The organism is Vibrio sp. TRT 1302, from assembly GCF_050113875.1.
In the GTDB taxonomy this organism is placed as follows: Bacteria; Pseudomonadota; Gammaproteobacteria; order Enterobacterales; family Vibrionaceae; genus Vibrio.
On record NZ_JBNJOF010000006.1, the window covers coordinates 155119 to 169146 of the forward strand.

Below are 14028 nucleotides of genomic sequence, written 5' to 3' on the forward strand. Positions count from 1 at the left end.
TAGACAGTATTTATACCCAATAGATAGGTTTTTAGCAGTCCCCAATGGAATTGATTCGAGGTATTCACAATATCAAACCCCACCATCAAGGGTGTGTATTGACGATCGGAAACTTCGATGGTGTTCATCTTGGACATCAGGAAGTATTACGACAAGTGTCTGAACAGGCTAAGGAATTAGGTCTGCCCTCGACGGTAATGACATTCGACCCTCAGCCATTGGAACTGTTTGCTAAAGATAAAGCACCAGCGAGACTGACACGCCTCAGAGATAAGTTTGTTCAACTGAGTAAATTGAATATTGAAAGGTTGCTTTGTGTAAACTTTAACCATAAGTTCGCCAATCAAACCCCTGAGGCATTTATTAGTGACTTGTTGGTAGCGCGTTTGGGTGTTAAGTTTCTCGTCGTAGGCGATGATTTCTGCTTCGGTCATGGTCGTAAAGGGAACTTTGCGATGCTGCAAGAAGCAGGAAAAAAGTACGGCTTTGAAGTGGTCAGCACACAGAGCTTTCGCTTAGCTGAGTTGCGGGTTAGCAGCACAGCAATACGTCGGGCATTAGCGCAAGATAAGCTTGATGAAGCTGCGCAAATGTTAGGACGTCATTATAGTATTAGTGGTCGAGTCTCTCATGGCCGTAAGTTGGGTAGAACCATTGGTTTCCCTACGGCAAATATCCCACTAAAGCGTTGCGTATCTCCAGTGTCAGGTGTTTATACCGTTGAGGCATTAGGTCTTGATGAAGGGCCTATCGGAGGTGTGGCGAACATTGGTAACCGACCGACGGTTAACGGTGTACGTCAGCAACTAGAAGTACATTTATTCGACTTTAAAGCCAATTTATATGGCAAACAGTTGGAAATAGTACTTTTAGATAAGATTCGAGATGAGCATAAATTTGAATCATTCGAAGCTTTGAAACAACAAATTGAATTGGATGCTGAAGCAGCAAGGGTGTGGCTGCGTCAGCGTAAAGACCAAGCGGTTTAGTTCGCTGCTTGGCATAATGTCTAACTGTCACCCAACACAACGGAATTAAGAATCGATGAGTGAGTATAAAGATACCCTGAACCTTCCTGAAACAGGGTTTCCGATGCGCGGCAATCTGGCCAATCGTGAGCCAGAGATGCTTGAGCGTTGGTACAAAGAAGACCTTTACGGTGAAATCCGTAAAGCGAAGAAAGGCAAAAAATCTTTCGTTCTACACGATGGTCCTCCATACGCGAATGGTGACATTCACATTGGCCACGCACTAAACAAGATTCTTAAAGACATTATTATTAAATCCAAAACACTTTCTGGTTTTGATGCACCGTACATTCCAGGTTGGGACTGTCACGGCCTACCAATTGAACTAATGGTAGAGAAGAAAAAAGGCAAACCAGGCCAAAAGATCTCTGCGGCAGAGTTCCGTGAAGAGTGTCGTAAATACGCTCAAGGTCAGGTTGAAGGTCAAAAAGAGAGCTTCAAGCGTCTAGGTATCATGGGTGAGTGGGACAAGCCTTACCGCACGATGGATTTTGCTACCGAAGCAAATATCATCCGCGCATTAGGTAAAATCGCTGACAATGGTCACCTACTGAAAGGCTTCAAGCCAGTTCACTGGTGTACGGACTGTGGTTCGGCACTTGCTGAAGCTGAAGTAGAGTACAAAGACAAAGTCTCTCCTTCGATTGATGTTCGCTTCAAAGCGACAGACGCTGCGGCTCTTCTATCGAAGTTTAACCTTATTGAAGGTCATGAAGGCGAAGGCGATATCTCAATTGTTATCTGGACGACCACACCGTGGACGCTGCCAGCAAACCGCGCAGTATGTTTACGCGGTGATCTAGAGTATGTACTTGTCCAAATTGAAGGTGAGTCTAAAGAGCGCATCATCGTTGCGTCTGAATTAGCGAAAGATGTCATGGACCGTGCTGGTATTGAGCACTTCCACAACCTAGGTTTTGCTAAGGGTAGCGATCTTGAACTGCTTCAGTTCAATCACCCATTCTATGACTTTACTGTGCCAGCAATCTTAGGTGATCACGTCACTACTGATTCGGGTACAGGTGTTGTTCATACTGCGCCAGGTCACGGTCAAGAAGACTTCGCAGTAGGTAACCAATACAACCTAGAAGTGGCTAACCCTGTAGGTTCAAACGGCGTTTACCTACCAGACACTGAGTTGTTTGCTGGTCAACACGTATTCAAAGCGAACGATGCAGTCGTTGAAACGCTAAAAGAAAAAGGCGCGCTTCTTCATCACCACGCTTATGAGCACAGCTACCCACACTGTTGGCGTCATAAGACTCCAATCATCTTCCGCGCAACACCGCAGTGGTTTGTATCGATGGACCAAGCAGGTCTACGTGCTAAAGCACTAGAGTCAATCAAAGGTGTGGAGTGGATGCCTGAGTGGGGTCAAAGTCGTATCGAAGGTATGATCGAAGGTCGTCCTGAGTGGTGTATCTCACGCCAACGTACTTGGGGTGTGCCGATCGCTCTATTCGTTCACAAAGAAACCGCAGAGCTTCATCCGAACACAATTGAACTGGTTGAGAAAGTTGCTCAACTTGTTGAAGAAAAAGGTATCCAAGCTTGGTGGGATCTAGAAATTTCAGATCTACTTGGTGGTGACGCTGATAAATACGAGAAAGTACTTGATACTCTAGACGTTTGGTTCGATTCAGGTGTTACTCACTATTCAGTGGTTGACGCTCGTGAAGAGTACAACGGCAACAGTGCAGATCTTTACCTTGAAGGTTCAGACCAACACCGTGGTTGGTTCCAGTCGTCTTTGATTTCATCTATTGCGATGAAAGGTGAAGCGCCATACAAGCAAGTGTTAACGCACGGCTTCGTTGTCGATGGTCACGGTCGTAAGATGTCTAAATCGATTGGTAACGTAGTCGCACCAAAAGATGTCACGAATAAGCTAGGTGCAGATATTCTGCGTCTATGGGTGGCATCAACCGACTACACTGGCGAAGTTGCGGTTTCTGACGAAATTCTTAAGCGTTCTGCTGATGCGTACCGTCGTATCCGTAACACAGCACGTTTCTTCCTTGCAAACCTAAGTGGTTTCAACCCTGCAACGGATATTGTTCCTGCAGAAGAAATGGTTGCACTTGATCGTTGGGCTGTCGGTCGCGCGCTAGCGGCTCAGGAAGAAATTGTTAAAGCATACGGCGAGTACAACACTCACGCAGTGACTCAGCGCTTGATGCATTTCTGTTCGATTGAGATGGGTTCATTCTACCTAGACGTAATCAAAGACCGTCAGTACACAGCAAAACGTGGCGGACACGCTCAACGTAGCTGTCAGACGGCGCTTTACTACATCGTAGAAGCGTTGGTACGTTGGATGGCTCCTATCATGTCGTTTACAGCGGATGAAATCTGGAATGAAATGCCAGGTGAACGCGATAAGTTTGTTTTCACTGGTGAATGGTTCGACGGTCTGTTTGGACTGACTGAAGGTGAAGAGCTGAACAACGAGTTCTGGGCTGAGATTCAGGTGATTCGTGGTAGCGTGAACAAGCTGCTAGAAGACGCTCGTAAAGATAAGACTATCGGTGGCTCTCTACAAGCTGAAGTAACGCTATATGCCGACGATGCACTACTGGCTAAGCTAGGTAAGTTAGAAGACGAACTGCGTTTTGCACTACTGACATCAACCGCAGTAGTTAAGTCTCTAAGTGAAAAATCTCAAGCAGCACAAGAGACCGATGTTGAAGGTCTGTTTGTTGAAGTTAAAGCGACTGAAAACGAGAAGTGTGACCGCTGTTGGCACCATACTCCAGACGTTGGTACGATCGAAGGCCATGAGAAGATCTGTGGTCGTTGTGTATCGAACGTAGATGGTGAAGGCGAAGTACGTAAATTTGCATAATTCGCAGTAGCGTAACTGAACTTTTCAGAAATTATATAGCCCCAGTATTTACTGGGGCTACTTTTAGGAACTGTATGAGCGAGCAAACATTAACTCTTAAACAATCAGGTGTACGTTGGCTATGGCTAGCGTTGGTTATCTTCCTTGCGGACATCGGTATTAAACTGTTCGTGATGGATAATATGGGTTATGGATGGGCAAATCGAATAGAGGTACTGCCTTTCTTCAATTTCCTTTATGTTCATAATTACGGCGCTGCGTTTAGCTTCCTGAGCGATCAGGCTGGCTGGCAACGTTGGCTATTTACTGGGATTGCATTCGCAGTCACCGCAATGCTGACTTACTGGATGAGTAAACTTCCAGCGGCCGAAAAGTGGAACAATATCGCCTACGCTATGATTATTGGTGGTGCGGTAGGTAACGTTTTCGATCGTGTCGTCCATGGTTTTGTGGTCGATTACCTCGACTTTTACTGGGGTAATTATCATTGGCCAGCATTCAATCTGGCTGATACTACTATCTGTATTGGTGCTGCGATGATTATCTTAGATGGCTTTCGTAAAAAAGAAGACGCCAAAGCTTAATTCGTGATGAATTGAATAACCCTAAGCGCTGTCGGTTGATTACGATGGCGCTTTTTAGTATACCCGTCTAGTTTGAATCCGAGCGCCAATTTGACGGCGACACATCTATTAAAACAATAACGACACCAAGGAAGCAGTAACGTGACTACAATCGCCCAAGATTCAGCAGTAACTTTGCACTTTACGATCAAAATGAAAGACGGGTCTGTTGCCGACAGCACCCACAACATGGGCAAACCAGCCAAACTAGTGATTGGTGATGGTAGCCTTAGTGAAAACTTTGAACAGTGTTTGCTGGGTCTAAACTCAGGTGACCAAAAGGCCATTGAGCTTAAAGCTCAAGACGCGTTTGGTTTGCCAAATCCAGACAATATTCATCATATGGACCGTGCTAAGTTTGTTGGTGACGCGGAAGTGGAAGTGGGCACCATCATGGCTTTTTCTGGTCCAGACGGGATGGAAATTCCTGGCATTATTACCGAAATAGCTGGCGACTCTGTGACCGTCGATTTCAACCATCCGCTAGCAGGACAGGATGTGACTTTTGAAGTTGAGATTTTGTCAGTAGAATAACCGCCCAAAGAAGAAAACAACGCCATGAGCAATGAAATGAAAATTCTATTAGCCAACCCTCGCGGTTTTTGTGCCGGTGTTGATCGTGCGATCAGCATTGTTGAACGTGCATTAGAAATGTACCAACCACCAATCTACGTACGCCATGAGGTGGTTCACAACCGTTTTGTCGTGGAAGGCCTCAAGCAGCGTGGTGCGATCTTTGTTGAAGAGCTGCATGAAGTTCCAGATGACAATATCGTTATTTTTTCTGCTCATGGTGTGTCTCAAGCAGTACGTAAAGAGGCTAAAGAGCGTGCTCTCACCGTTTTTGACGCAACCTGCCCCTTAGTGACTAAAGTGCACATGGAAGTAGCTCGTGCGAGTCGCAAGCATATGGAAGTCGTGCTGATTGGCCATGCTGGACATCCTGAAGTTGAAGGTACAATGGGCCAATACGCCAGTGATAAAGGCGGTATGTATTTGGTGGAAACGCCAGCGGATGTCATCGCTCTTAAAGATAAGGTGCGTGATCCAAGCCACCTGCACTACGTGAGCCAAACAACGCTATCAGTGGATGAGACCGCAGATGTCATTGACGAGCTGCGTCGTGTCTTCCCTGACATTCAGGGGCCGCGCAAAGATGACATCTGTTATGCAACGCAAAATCGTCAGGACGCGGTTCGCGAAATGGCAGAGGATGTGGATGTTATGATTGTCGTCGGGTCTAAAAACTCTTCAAATTCTACTCGCCTTAAAGAACTGGCAGAAAAGTTGGGAACGCCGGGCTACCTCACTGACTGTACGGAAGACATCAAGCCAGAATGGTTTGAAGGCAAAACGAAAGTAGGGGTGACTGCGGGTGCTTCTGCTCCAGAGGAGTTGGTCAACCAAATCCTAGACCGAATAAAAGAGTTGGTCGGTACTCGCTCGGTAGAAGAGATTCAAGGACGTGAAGAGAATATGTTCTTTGAAGTACCGAAAGAGCTACAGATTAAGCAAATCGATTAATGATCAGAACAACAAAAAGCCAGCGTTAAAGCTGGCTTTTTTACGTGCTCTGCAATAGCAAAGGCTCCCGAAGGAGCCTTAGTTTTCATTACGTTTTTGTTTTGAGCTACGCAGTTTCTGTGACGGCTTGTGGTTTCTCTTCGTCAGCAAGGTCGGTTTCACCTTTACCTTTGGATGTCTTAATCACGTAAGCGGTAACGGCTAGAGCAAACAGTACGCCAGAAATCGTTGAAATTTGAATTGGCAGACCGAAACCTAGTGAACTGTTATTGAGAATAAAGGTAACACACACTGTCGTCATGAACATGGCAGGGATAGTGGTAATCCAGTGCAGCTTGTTATGGCGTAGTAGGTATGCGGATGCAGTCCATAGCATCATGACCGCGGTCGTTTGGTTAGCAAAACCGAAGTAACGCCAGATAATGCCGAAATCTACTTGAGTCAGGATGCCACCGATAACGAATAGTGGAACTGCCATCAATAGTCGGTTACGTAGTGTTTTTTGCTCCATGTTGAAGTATTCAGCTAGGATCAAACGGCTAGAGCGGAATGCAGTATCACCAGAAGTGATAGGTAGGATGACAACACCTAGGAAAGCGATTACACCACCAAAGACACCGAGTAGGCCAAATGATGCGCTGTAAACAACGTTACCAGGACCACCGTTTTTCACCGCTTCAGAGAGTGATTCTAGTGAGCCAAAGAAAGATAGAGCGATCGCACACCAGATTAGCGCGATGACACCTTCACCGATCATTGCACCGTAGAAGACGAAGCGACCATTCTTTTCATTTTCCATACAGCGAGCCATCAGTGGAGACTGGGTTGCATGGAAGCCTGAAATTGCACCACATGCGATAGTGATGAATAGCGCAGGCCATAAAGGCATATCATTTGGGTTAAGGTTAGCTAGCATATCGCTGACTTGGAAATCACCCATTACAGTGTGTTCGCTAGAGAAAGCAATCGCTGTCATTAGGCCGACCGACATGAAGATAAGTAGGGCGCCAAATAGTGGGTAGAAGCGGCCAATGATTTTATCAACAGGAACAATTGTCGCGATGATGTAGTAAGCGAAAATCGCGATAACCATGGTGGTCATACTAACGTTCAGGCTAGTTTGATCGTTAATTAGGTTCGTGATCATTCCCGCTGGTGCTGAAACAAATACCACGCCCACTAGCAACAGAAGAACAATGGCAAAGATGTTCATAAAGTGTTTTGCGCCATTGCCTAGGTAGCGGCCTGTGATGGTCGGCACTGAAGCACCACCATTGCGTACAGATAGCATACCTGAGAAGTAGTCATGTACCGCACCAGCAAAAATACAGCCGACGACAATCCATAGCATTGCTGCAGGTCCGTAAAGGGCACCCATGATTGGACCAAAGATAGGACCCACACCAGCAATATTCAGTAGTTGAACCAAGTAGACTTTTTTCGTCGACATTGGAACGTAGTCAACACCATCTTGCATAGTATGCGCAGGGGTTTGACGTTTTTCGTTAATACCAAAAATCTTCTCTACGAATGCGCCGTAGATAAAGTAGCCACCTATCAGGGCCGCGACACAGGTTAGAAACCACAACATAGCACTTGTTCCTTAGTGAAATTAATTAAGCTCACCATGCATACTAAGTCTTTCTCGGGCAATCATCATTCGCTTCTGAAGTGAGTGGTCGTATAGAAAAATGAGTGGTTTTCTGAGCTATTAAGTGGTTTTTTCTGTCAGTGAGTGGCAATTGTTGAAGTTTAGTGGTTTGATTAATAACTGGAGATAAAGCCAAGGAAAAACAATGAGAAAGATAATTGTCGTAGCCGCAATGACTATTCTGACTGCGTGTGCGAGTAGCCCTGAACAACTCGCAAAACAAGGAGACTGGTATCAAATTGGTTTTCAAGATGGAGTCAGTGGTCACACTCAGCGTTCTTATAAAGAGCTGACAAGTTTAGGCGCAGTTAAGCAGGCAGATTATGAAACGGGTTACTCGGAAGGTATCGGCCAATACTGCAACCCAGATTTCGCCTATCAGATAGGATTGTCTGGTCAATATTACGAAGGTGTGTGTGAAGGTACAGAGAGTGCGCAAAAGTTTCGCATGGAATGGCAGCGTGGCTGGAATGAATACCAGAACTAGCCATTTTTAATTGCGTGTAACAGAGGGGAGCAAGTTAGCCTCTGCTCCCCTAGTTATTCAGTTAATCGTTCCGGTGAAGCTGAACCGCTTTGCGCAAAAAACCGTCTTGCTTATCGAGTTTACTTTTCGCTTGAGCAACGTCCATTCCAGTTAGAATCATCAGAATGGCTACTTTAACGTCATAGTGAGTTTGTTCTAGCGTTGCAATCGCTTCACTGTTATCACAGTCAGTTGCCTGCATAACGATACGTGCAGCGCGCGCAACTAGCTTCTTGTTGGTCGCTTTCACATCAACCATTAGGTTCTGATAGCTCTTACCTAAACGAATCATTGATGCTGTCGTTAGCATATTCAGCACAAGTTTTTGCGCTGTTCCGGATTTTAATCGTGTCGATCCGGTAAGGGCTTCTGGCCCCACAATTGGGCTAATCGCTATTTGTGCTATATCGGCGATGGGAGAGTCAGGATTACAGGACAGGGCAACGGTGGTTGCGCCGATTTGGTTCGCGTATTCGAGCGCTCCGATCACGTAGGGCGTTCTGCCGCTGGCAGCAATACCAACCACCACGTCATTTTGAGCAAAATTGATCGCTTTAAGGTCTTCGATGCCTAAGGTAAAGGAGTCTTCCGCGCCTTCTTTCGCTTTTAAAATCGCCTCTGGTCCACCTGCGATAAGTCCAATCACCATCTGATCGGATACGCCAAAAGTAGGAGGGCACTCTGAGGCGTCTAAAACACCCAAACGACCACTGGTTCCTGCCCCCATGTAGATCAAACGCCCTCCGCTCTTAAATGCCTCTGTGATTTTATCGACGGCTTGAGCGATTTCAGGTAACACTTTTTCGACCGCCAGAGGAACCTGCTGGTCCTGTTGATTGATTCGCTTGACGATTTCACTTGAAGGCAAGAGGTCGATATCCATGGTCTCAGGATTACGCCCTTCAGAAACTAAATGTGAAAGTGCAGCGATAAGCGCATCATTAGTCATAGTTGTCCTTATTTATCAGCAAAGTACATCACACCAAGGCTAGCCAGTTTGGAGGCTCCGGTGACTTCAGGCAGATTGCTTGGCAAATTGTGAATGCGGCGATAGGCCAGCCAAGCAAAGGCCATCGCTTCCATATTATTACTGTCGACGCCTTTGTCATCGGTTAGCATCACTTGCCAATCTGGCAATAGATCGGCTAAGCGTTGCATCAGTAGTGGGTTATGAGCGCCGCCACCACAGGTTAATAACTCTGGCGTATCACCTAGTTTGAATTTTTTGACTTCATTAGCAATAGTCTGCGCGGTGAATTCACACAAGGTTCTTTGCACATCGGCAACCTTAGTTGAGTAACGGGTGAGGATCTTTTCTAACCAAGGCAAGTTGAACAGTTCGCGTCCGGTGCTTTTAGGCGCAGGGAGTGTGAGGTAAGGTTCATCAAGGAGCTCTGATAGTAGGTCAGTATCAATTTTGCCTTGATTAGCAAGCTGAGCATCTTTATCAAATGCGATACCTTGATGTTTATAACACCACGCGTCCATCAACATATTGCCAGGGCCTGTGTCGTAACCAATAACGGGGTGATTCGGTCTTAACACCGAAACGTTGGCAATGCCGCCGATATTAAGCACCACAACGCTTGAGCCGTTCGATTGAAAAATGGATTGGTGGAAGGCTGGAACTAGAGGGGCGCCTTGACCACCCAGAGCAATATCTTTGCGTCGAAAATCGGCGATTGTATCTATCTGCGTTAGGGCCGCAATGATATTGGCGTCACCAAGCTGAATGGTAAAAGGGGCGTCCCCGTTAGGTTGGTGGAAGACGGTTTGACCATGATTGCCGATGGCAGTGATTTCTTTTGATGTTCGTCCGCTTTTAGCCAACAGCGCCTGTACTGCTTCCGCATAAAGTTTGCCGAGTTGATGATCTATGTGACCAATTTCTGGAAGCGTAGTTGATTGACCCAGTGAGACATTTAGGATTCGTTGTTTGAGTGGTTCTGGAATGGCATGGTCATGGCTTTCCAACAGGCGAATATGACTATCGTCAATTTCGACCAGTGCAGTATCGATTCCATCAAGGCTAGTGCCTGACATAATGCCAATGTATAACTCTTTTGTGGTCATGCTCAATTTTCGCTAACAGTGAAGTTTAACCGTTGTAAACAGAGAATAATCCTAATAACCTCGGGAGCATAGCGAAATTCAGCTGGATGTGGAGAAATTATGGGACCGTTATGGATCGATGTGGCTGGTTGTGAACTGACTGCAGAAGATAAAGAAATTCTTGAGCACCCAACCGTAGGTGGTGTGATTCTGTTTTCTCGAAACTACCATGATAGTGCGCAATTATTGGCGTTAAATAAAGCTATTCGTCACGCGGCTAAGAGACCCATTCTGATTGGTGTTGATCAAGAAGGTGGACGAGTACAGCGCTTTAGAGAGGGGTTCTCCCGAATTCCCGCGGCGCAGAGATATGCCCAGTTTGAAAACAGTGAGCAGTTAGCTCAGCAAGGTGGTTGGCTAATGGCTGTTGAGCTGGTGGCCCATGATATCGATCTTAGTTTTGCGCCTGTGTTGGATCAGGGGCATGAGTGTAAAGCGATCGGAGACCGTTCGTTTGGTGAGGATATGGATACCATAGTTCGCCACAGTCTCGCTTACATGAAAGGAATGAAATCTGTAGGAATGGCGACAACCGGCAAGCACTTCCCAGGTCATGGTGGTGTGGTTGCTGACTCACATTTAGAAACCCCATTTGATTATCGCGATAACATTTTCGAACAGGATATGGCGATATTTAAAGCGCAAATCGAAGCCGGAGTTCTTGATGCAATGATGCCTGCTCATGTTGTTTTTCCCCATTACGATGACCAGCCAGCGAGTGGTTCTGAATACTGGCTGAAACAAGTACTGCGTCACCAACTAGGCTTTAAAGGCATCGTTTTTTCTGATGACTTAAACATGGAAGGTGCGGCGATTATGGGGGGCCCTGCAGAGCGGTCTCATCAAGCACTGGTCGCAGGCTGTGACATGCTGTTGTTATGCAATAATCGACAAGGTCAGATAGAGGTGTTAGACAATCTGCCTATTATGGAAACGCCTGAAGCGGTCAATCTGTTGAAGACGCAAAGTTTTACCTTGGAAGATCTGCAACGCAGTGAGCAGTGGCGAAAAGCGTCAGATGCGATGAAACGTATTTTAGAATCCTAATTGAAAGAGCCGCGATTGCGGCTCTTTTATTGATTGCTCAATCAGTGAAAACCGAGTTTCTCTTTGAGGGTTTTAAGATAACGACGACTCACAGGAAGAGGGTGATTACTGACAGTGATAATTTCGGCCAAGCCATTTTCCAGTAGTTTAATTTCTTTAATCGCACAGATGTTGACGAGAAACTGTCGATGACAGCGAACAAGAGGTGTTTTCTCTTCTAACACTTTAAGTGTTAACTGAGACGTCGCTTTCTGTTCATGGGTCTGAACATGAACACCACTAATGTCACTATAAGCAAACTCGACATCCTTAGTCGGAATAATAACGATTCTGTTGAGCCCTATACACGGCACCTGATCCAAACAAGGAGGAGCGATAGCGGCAATTTGCTCCTTATTGACTCGTTGTGTTTTCAGTAGTCGGTTAACTGTCTTAGTCAGCCTTTGGGTATCAACTGGCTTCAGCAGATAGTCAAAGGCATTATCCTCAAATGCCTGAACAGCAAACTCATCATAAGCCGTAACAAACACGACTTTCGGCATCGTTTCGGGGTCGAGCATCGCCAGCAGCTCAATTCCCGTTATTTGTGGCATTTGGATATCGAGAAACACCACGTCAGGTTTAAGTTGATTGATTTTTTTTAACCCTTCGATTGCGTTGCTGGCTTGTTCGATAACTTGAATATGCCCAGTTTCTTCTAACAACTCTGTCAGTTCTTCGCGAGCAAAGAGTTCGTCATCTATGACTAATGCTGAAAGCATGGTGTTCCCTTAATGAGAGTGTTCGTTGGGAATGATAAAGCTCATTCGCGTAAGTCTGTCCGGTTCTACTTCAATAGTGAGAGCCGAAGCACGACCAAATTTATTCGTGAGACGTTTGTCTACGATTTGCATGCCTAATCCTAGATGGTCATCAGCGGGGGGAGAGTAACTGCCCGCGTTATCTTCAACAACGATACGGTAACCCTCTTGCTCGATCTGACTGTAGACGCGAACAACGCCTCCGGTTAGCAAATTTGATATCCCATGTTTGATGGCGTTTTCTACTAGTGGCTGAAGGGTAAATGTTGGTACTTTGCGACTGAGTAAACTTTCTTCGATGTCTATCGTCACCTCAAGCCTGTCGGTAAAACGCGCTTTTTCGATGGTCAGGTAGGCGTTCACATGGGCAAGTTCTTCTTTGAGGGTAACGGTTTCGATATCTTGCTTGAGATTGCTACGGAAGAAATGCGAAAGATGCTGAATAAGCTCTCTTGCTTTCGCGGGATCTCGACGAATAACTGCGCTGATAGTATTGAGAGCATTGAACAAGAAATGCGGGTTTACTTGTGCATGGAGTAGCTTGATTTCCGCTTGAGATAACAAGGTTTGTTTCTGTTGGTAGTCACCAAATAGAATTTGGCTTGAGAGTAATTGAGCAATCCCTTCTGCCATCGACATATTGATGGTAGAAAACAGTTTTCGCTTGGGTTCGTACAACTTGATGGTTCCAATCACTCTTTCTCCTGCACGTAAGGGAATAATGAGCGCCGAACCAAGCTTACATTCAGACGATAAAGAACACTGATAAGGCTTTTCCTTACCGTCGAGGTAGATAATGTCATTTTGTTGAATCGCATCTAATGTGCTTTGTGAAGAGATCGGGGTATTTGGTTTATGGTGATCATCCCCGATGCCTACGAAGGCTAGAATCTTTTCATCGTCGGTAATAGAGACAGCACCAACGTTGGTTTCTTCGTAGATGATTCGAGCTATTTTCTCTGCATTGTGGCTGTTAAATCCTAATGCCAGAATACCCACAGAACGTTCAGCTATGTTGAGTGCACGCCGTGAAAACGTGGCTGAATACTCTTCGAAGATGGTTTTTCTGTCATGCAGAATACTCATAAACAAGGCGGCGCCGACTGAGTTAGCGATGATCATCGGAGCTGCAATAGCAGAGACCAAGTTATACGCTTGATCGAAAGGTTTAGCGACGATCAGGATGATCAGCATCTGGACGATTTCTGCCACTAAGGTAACGGCAAAAACCACACTTGGATTAAAGAGTTGTTCAGACTTTCCTTTACGGAGCAGGTAGATATGCAGTAAGCCACCAATCAATCCTTCGGCAGTGGTTGATATTGCACAAGCCAAGTCGGTGAAGCCTCCGAGTGAGTAGCGGTGTAAGCCTCCGGTTAGTCCTACAAAAAAACCCACAATAGGCCCACCAAAGAGTCCACCCATTACCGCGCCTATCGCTCGGGTGTTGGCAATGGCATCATTGATCTGCAAACCAAAGTAAGTCCCCATAATGCAGAATAGAGAGAACAGTACGTAGACGCTCAGCTTGTGGCTAAGTCGGTTGGATATGTTCAGCAATGGCAGGAAAATAGGGGTCTTACTAAGCATGTAAGCCAGCACTAAATAGACACACATCTGCTGTAGTAAGGAAAGAATCAGATCCATAGTAATAAAATTAGGTGTGGATTTATCCCTTATTCTAGATAACAAACCGCAGAGAAAACATGCTTATCTCATCATTCTTCGCTAAAACCAGTCAAAACCTTTGGTGTAAATATAAATTTACATTGGTGTTTTTTTTAGTTTACATATTGCAATCTGAATTTGGGCTGTTATTTTATAGTTATTCAAGGCCAAGTGATACGGATGAATCTTGGTGTAAAAATAAAT

Annotated in this window: 12 protein-coding genes; 7 read left to right on the forward strand and 5 right to left on the reverse strand. The window is 45.6% G+C overall.

Annotated features, from left to right (window positions below):
- The first annotated feature begins 44 nt into the window (after positions 1-44).
- The 5 genes from ribF (at position 45) to ispH (ending at position 6020) form a co-directional block, all read left to right on the forward strand.
- Positions 45-989, forward strand: a complete 945-nt coding sequence (ribF, locus tag ACQEXP_RS10845) for a bifunctional riboflavin kinase/FAD synthetase (protein ID WP_426969825.1) — start codon at positions 45-47, stop codon at positions 987-989.
- 55 nt (positions 990-1044) lie between these two features.
- A complete protein-coding gene (gene ileS, locus ACQEXP_RS10850) occupies positions 1045-3873 on the forward strand; it encodes an isoleucine--tRNA ligase (protein ID WP_426969827.1) in 2829 nt (942 codons plus the stop codon).
- Positions 3874-3947: 74 nt separating this feature from the next.
- Entirely contained in the window at positions 3948-4457 is a 510-nt protein-coding gene (lspA, locus tag ACQEXP_RS10855; RefSeq protein WP_426969829.1) for a signal peptidase II, read from the forward strand.
- 141 nt (positions 4458-4598) lie between these two features.
- Positions 4599-5030, forward strand: a complete 432-nt coding sequence (fkpB, locus tag ACQEXP_RS10860) for an FKBP-type peptidyl-prolyl cis-trans isomerase (protein ID WP_138972108.1) — start codon at positions 4599-4601, stop codon at positions 5028-5030.
- A 24-nt stretch (positions 5031-5054) separates the two neighbouring features.
- The gene (gene ispH / locus ACQEXP_RS10865) at positions 5055-6020 is read left to right on the forward strand and encodes a 4-hydroxy-3-methylbut-2-enyl diphosphate reductase (protein ID WP_426969830.1); all 966 of its coding nucleotides are present in this window, start codon (positions 5055-5057) and stop codon (positions 6018-6020) included.
- 106 nt (positions 6021-6126) lie between these two features.
- Here the strand turns inward: ispH and ACQEXP_RS10870 are convergent, their stop codons facing one another.
- Positions 6127-7611 (reverse strand): carbon starvation CstA family protein, encoded by a 1485-nt coding sequence (locus tag ACQEXP_RS10870; protein ID WP_269377380.1) that lies wholly within the window; start codon positions 7609-7611, stop codon positions 6127-6129.
- Between the two features lie 205 nt (positions 7612-7816).
- On the opposite strand from ACQEXP_RS10870, the gene ACQEXP_RS10875 reads away from it, so the two are divergent.
- The gene (locus ACQEXP_RS10875) at positions 7817-8158 is read left to right on the forward strand and encodes a DUF2799 domain-containing protein (RefSeq protein WP_269377379.1); all 342 of its coding nucleotides are present in this window, start codon (positions 7817-7819) and stop codon (positions 8156-8158) included.
- A 61-nt stretch (positions 8159-8219) separates the two neighbouring features.
- Here the strand turns inward: ACQEXP_RS10875 and murQ are convergent, their stop codons facing one another.
- Together murQ and ACQEXP_RS10885 are read right to left on the reverse strand one after the other, a co-directional pair.
- Positions 8220-9146 carry an N-acetylmuramic acid 6-phosphate etherase gene (murQ, locus tag ACQEXP_RS10880; RefSeq protein ID WP_269377377.1) on the reverse strand — a complete coding sequence of 309 codons (927 nt, stop codon included), beginning with the start codon at positions 9144-9146 and terminating at the stop codon, positions 8220-8222.
- Between the two features lie 8 nt (positions 9147-9154).
- On the reverse strand, positions 9155-10270 hold the full coding sequence (locus ACQEXP_RS10885; protein WP_426969832.1) for an anhydro-N-acetylmuramic acid kinase: 1116 nt from the start codon (positions 10268-10270) through the stop codon (positions 9155-9157).
- 99 nt (positions 10271-10369) lie between these two features.
- Between ACQEXP_RS10885 and nagZ the strand changes: the two genes are divergently transcribed.
- Positions 10370-11356, forward strand: a complete 987-nt coding sequence (gene nagZ / locus ACQEXP_RS10890) for a beta-N-acetylhexosaminidase (protein WP_426969834.1) — start codon at positions 10370-10372, stop codon at positions 11354-11356.
- Between the two features lie 41 nt (positions 11357-11397).
- Here the strand turns inward: nagZ and btsR are convergent, their stop codons facing one another.
- Both btsR and ACQEXP_RS10900 read right to left on the reverse strand, forming a co-directional pair.
- Complete coding sequence (btsR, locus tag ACQEXP_RS10895; RefSeq protein WP_269377374.1) at positions 11398-12117, reverse strand: two-component system response regulator BtsR; 720 nt, start codon at positions 12115-12117, stop codon at positions 11398-11400.
- 9 nt (positions 12118-12126) lie between these two features.
- Positions 12127-13803: a LytS/YhcK type 5TM receptor domain-containing protein gene (locus ACQEXP_RS10900; RefSeq protein ID WP_426969836.1), complete on the reverse strand. Its 1677-nt coding sequence runs from the start codon at positions 13801-13803 to the stop codon at positions 12127-12129.
- Positions 13804-14028: the final 225 nt, after the last annotated feature.

Bases quoted from the DNA above. Each gene is read 5' to 3' on its own strand.
- ribF (WP_426969825.1), top strand. From the start codon at position 45: ATGGAATTGATTCGAGGTATTCACAATATCAAACCCCACCATCAAGGG.
- ileS (WP_426969827.1), top strand. From the start codon at position 1,045: ATGAGTGAGTATAAAGATACCCTGAACCTTCCTGAAACAGGGTTTCCG.
- lspA (WP_426969829.1), top strand. From the start codon at position 3,948: ATGAGCGAGCAAACATTAACTCTTAAACAATCAGGTGTACGTTGGCTA.
- ispH (WP_426969830.1), top strand. From the start codon at position 5,055: ATGAGCAATGAAATGAAAATTCTATTAGCCAACCCTCGCGGTTTTTGT.
- ACQEXP_RS10870 (WP_269377380.1), bottom strand. From the start codon at position 7,611: ATGTTGTGGTTTCTAACCTGTGTCGCGGCCCTGATAGGTGGCTACTTT.
- ACQEXP_RS10875 (WP_269377379.1), top strand. From the start codon at position 7,817: ATGAGAAAGATAATTGTCGTAGCCGCAATGACTATTCTGACTGCGTGT.
- murQ (WP_269377377.1), bottom strand. From the start codon at position 9,146: ATGACTAATGATGCGCTTATCGCTGCACTTTCACATTTAGTTTCTGAA.
- ACQEXP_RS10885 (WP_426969832.1), bottom strand. From the start codon at position 10,270: ATGACCACAAAAGAGTTATACATTGGCATTATGTCAGGCACTAGCCTT.
- nagZ (WP_426969834.1), top strand. From the start codon at position 10,370: ATGGGACCGTTATGGATCGATGTGGCTGGTTGTGAACTGACTGCAGAA.
- btsR (WP_269377374.1), bottom strand. From the start codon at position 12,117: ATGCTTTCAGCATTAGTCATAGATGACGAACTCTTTGCTCGCGAAGAA.
- ACQEXP_RS10900 (WP_426969836.1), bottom strand. From the start codon at position 13,803: ATGGATCTGATTCTTTCCTTACTACAGCAGATGTGTGTCTATTTAGTG.